Origin of the sequence: Aeromonas sp., assembly GCF_050633025.1 — a bacterium.
Taxonomy (GTDB): Bacteria; Pseudomonadota; Gammaproteobacteria; order Enterobacterales; family Aeromonadaceae; genus Aeromonas.
On record NZ_JBODRQ010000222.1, the window covers coordinates 1 to 2,991 of the forward strand.

At 59.9% G+C, this 2,991-nt stretch carries 2 protein-coding genes; both read left to right on the top strand.

The window, feature by feature from the left end:
* Positions 1–173: 173 nt before the first annotated feature.
* Positions 174–1,673: a GGDEF domain-containing protein gene (locus ACRAUW_RS17540; protein WP_431363298.1), complete on the top strand. Its 1,500-nt coding sequence runs from the start codon at positions 174–176 to the stop codon at positions 1,671–1,673.
* Positions 1,674–1,772: 99 nt separating this feature from the next.
* A partial coding sequence (locus ACRAUW_RS17545) for a DEAD/DEAH box helicase (RefSeq protein ID WP_431363299.1) occupies positions 1,773–2,991 on the top strand: 1,219 nt, incomplete at its 3' end.

A 2,991-nucleotide genomic window follows, 5' to 3' on the forward strand; every position in this document is an offset into this window, starting at 1 on the left:
TTGCATGAGGCGCTAGGGCGCCCCATGCAACACGTAATTGGGACATAGCCTAAAAAATGGTGAGAGATTCAGCTTCTGGCAAGGTTTGTTGGGGGGATCCTATCGAAATCTCTTTCGCGTATACTTGGCCCGCATGGCACCTGAGCCCCTATCGGTACTGCACCCGGACACCTATGACCTTATTTTCAGGTAATCCCCCAGCCTTGCGCTGGCCACCGGCGTTTGCTCGTCAGTTCATCGTCAAAGTGGCTGGAATGGCCCTGCTCGCCCTGACCGGGCTGGGCACTCTCTTCTACTACACCTATCTCACTATCCAGCACGACATGGATCTCATCACCGCCAGGCAGAAGAACACGTTTGAGGTCTTCTACCAGCGAGCCAAGATCCTCAAGGTGGAGAACATCACCAGCTATCTGGCACAACACCATCTGCTCGATCAGCCACCGCCCCCGAATAGCGTTGGCAACGACTACCTCTACGGGTATGACCTCAACAGCAAATACCGCTTTGCCGATATTCCGCTGCAATACCCGGCTGCCAATATCCTGAACACCTTCCGCTATGCCCTCTCCTATCCGGAGGTGATCAACATCTACACCATCTGGAATGACTACCGGCTGATTGGCATGGTGGCCGACAACAATGTGCTGCCCGCCAGACTGGCGCCGATCAAGGTAGACCTGATGACCTTGCCTGCCTGGTATCACTACTTTGGTTGCGCCAGCTTTGCGCCCGGCCGCGACTTTTGCAGTGCCGATGAAGCCTTTGTCTCCGATATCGAGGTAGACAACTTCAGCATGCGCAACACCATAGTGATGTACTTCCCCTTCACCCATCCATCGGAGCGCGGCGGTTACAAATACGGGCTGCTCGGTATCGATATCGCCGTAGATGAGGCATTCAACGATGTGCTGCACCCCTTCGATACCATTAACCCGACCCGCACCCACATATCGTTTGACGCTGCCGAGTCCTGCCACCTCGGGCATATCTGCCTGAGCAAACCCTTTATGCGCACCAAGGCGGGGGAAGATCTCTATCTGACGTGGTCATACAGTTGGTTCGATTTCGTCAAGCTGACCCTGCAAGGCGCGGCCTTTAAGGTCTATCTCATCGCGCTGTTGCTGGGCATGGTGGTCTGGAAGCAGATCTACCAGCGGTTGCGTACCCTGGCCTACACCGATCACCTGACCCGGCTGCCACGCCGGGATGTGCTTTGCCAGAGTCTGCTCCATGAGCACGACTACCTGATGATCCTCGATATCGACAACTTCAAGTCGATCAACGACACCTATGGCCATGGCGTCGGGGATCTGGCACTGATCGCCTTTGCCTGTCATCTCAGACACAATATCCGCAAGGTGGACAGCGCCATCCGCTGGGGCGGCGAGGAGTTTATCGTGCTGTTCAAGGGGATGGGGGATGACGAGATGATGATCCACTCTGCTGGCCGCCTGCTGGATCGGCCACTGGGGATCTCCGAGCTGCCAAACCCCATCACCTTCTCCGCCGGGGTGATCCGTATTCGCGACCATCTTACCGTCACCGAGACGGTGCATCTGGCCGATGAGCTGCTCTACCACGTCAAACAGCACGGCAAACACAACATCGCCTGCTACACGGGCAACACGATCCGGCTGATCCGTCCGTTGCCGGGCAATGCAGAGTCATAGCCACCTTCTGCCGCTCCCCTTGCTTCTGTTACCATCGGGGCCACGATCACTCACTGCATCGTGGCCGCAGGCCGCGATAACCCCCTACTGGTGCCTTCTATGTCCATTGCCTCCTTTGCCGAACTGGCCCTCTCCCCCCGCTTGCAGCAGACCCTGACCGAACTGGGCTATGCCGCGCCGACCCCCATTCAGGCTCGCGCCATCCCGGTCATTCTGGCGCGGCGCGATCTGATGGCGGGGGCCCAGACCGGCACCGGCAAGACCGCCGCCTTTGTGCTGCCGTTGCTGGAACAGCTGCTACAACAGCTACAAGCAGAGCCCCGCCCGATCCGTGCGCTGGTGCTGGTGCCGACCCGCGAGCTGGCGCTGCAGGTCGCCGAGAGTGTCGAGCGCTACGGGCAGGGGACTGGTCTCACCAGCACGCTGGTCTACGGCGGGGTGAGTATCGCGGCGCAGGTCGAGGCACTTCAAGCCGGGGTGGATATCCTGATCGCCACCCCGGGCCGCCTGCTCGACCATCTGCGTCAGGGGGCATTGAGCCTGGATAGCCTGCGCCATCTGGTGTTTGACGAGGCGGATCGCATGCTCGATATGGGCTTTATGGACGAGATCACCGCGCTGCTCAAACAGATCCCGGCGGATCGCCAAACCCTGCTCTTCTCCGCTACCTGCGACGACAACCTGTTTGCCTTGAGCAAGGTGCTGCTGCGCGACCCCGAGCTGATTGAAGTGGCACCGCGCAACACTACGGCGGCCGAGGTAGAGCAGCGGGTCTACACGGTGGATAGCGATCGCAAGCTGGCGCTGGTCGAACACATGCTGAAAGTGAAAGGGTGGGCACCGGCGCTTATCTTCAGCCGTACCCGACAGGGGGCGGACAAACTGGCCCAGCAGCTTGGCAAGGCGGGCATCAATGCGCTGGCCTTCCACGGCGATCTGTCGCAAAGCGCGCGGGAGAAGGTGCTGCTGGAGTTTCGCGCTGGCACCTTGCAGGCGCTGGTTGCTACCGACGTGGCGGCCCGCGGCCTCGATATCACGGATCTCAACTATGTGATTAACCTCGAGTTCCCGTTTGTAGCGGAGGATTACGTCCACCGTATCGGTCGCACCGGCCGTGCCGGCAACAAGGGGCTCGCCATTACCCTGTTCAGCCCGGAAGATGCGCCGCTGCTGGAGAAGGTGGAAGCTGTGCTCGACACCCGTTTGCCGCAACAGTGGTTCCCGGGCTTTGAGCCGGATCTCACCCGCTTCGAGCCCGAACCGCGCCGTAACAGCAAGGCGGCCCAGAAGCAGCGCGCCAGAAAGCAGGCCCTCGCTG

Bases quoted from the DNA above. Each gene is read 5' to 3' on its own strand.
- ACRAUW_RS17540 (WP_431363298.1), top strand. From the start codon at position 174: ATGACCTTATTTTCAGGTAATCCCCCAGCCTTGCGCTGGCCACCGGCG.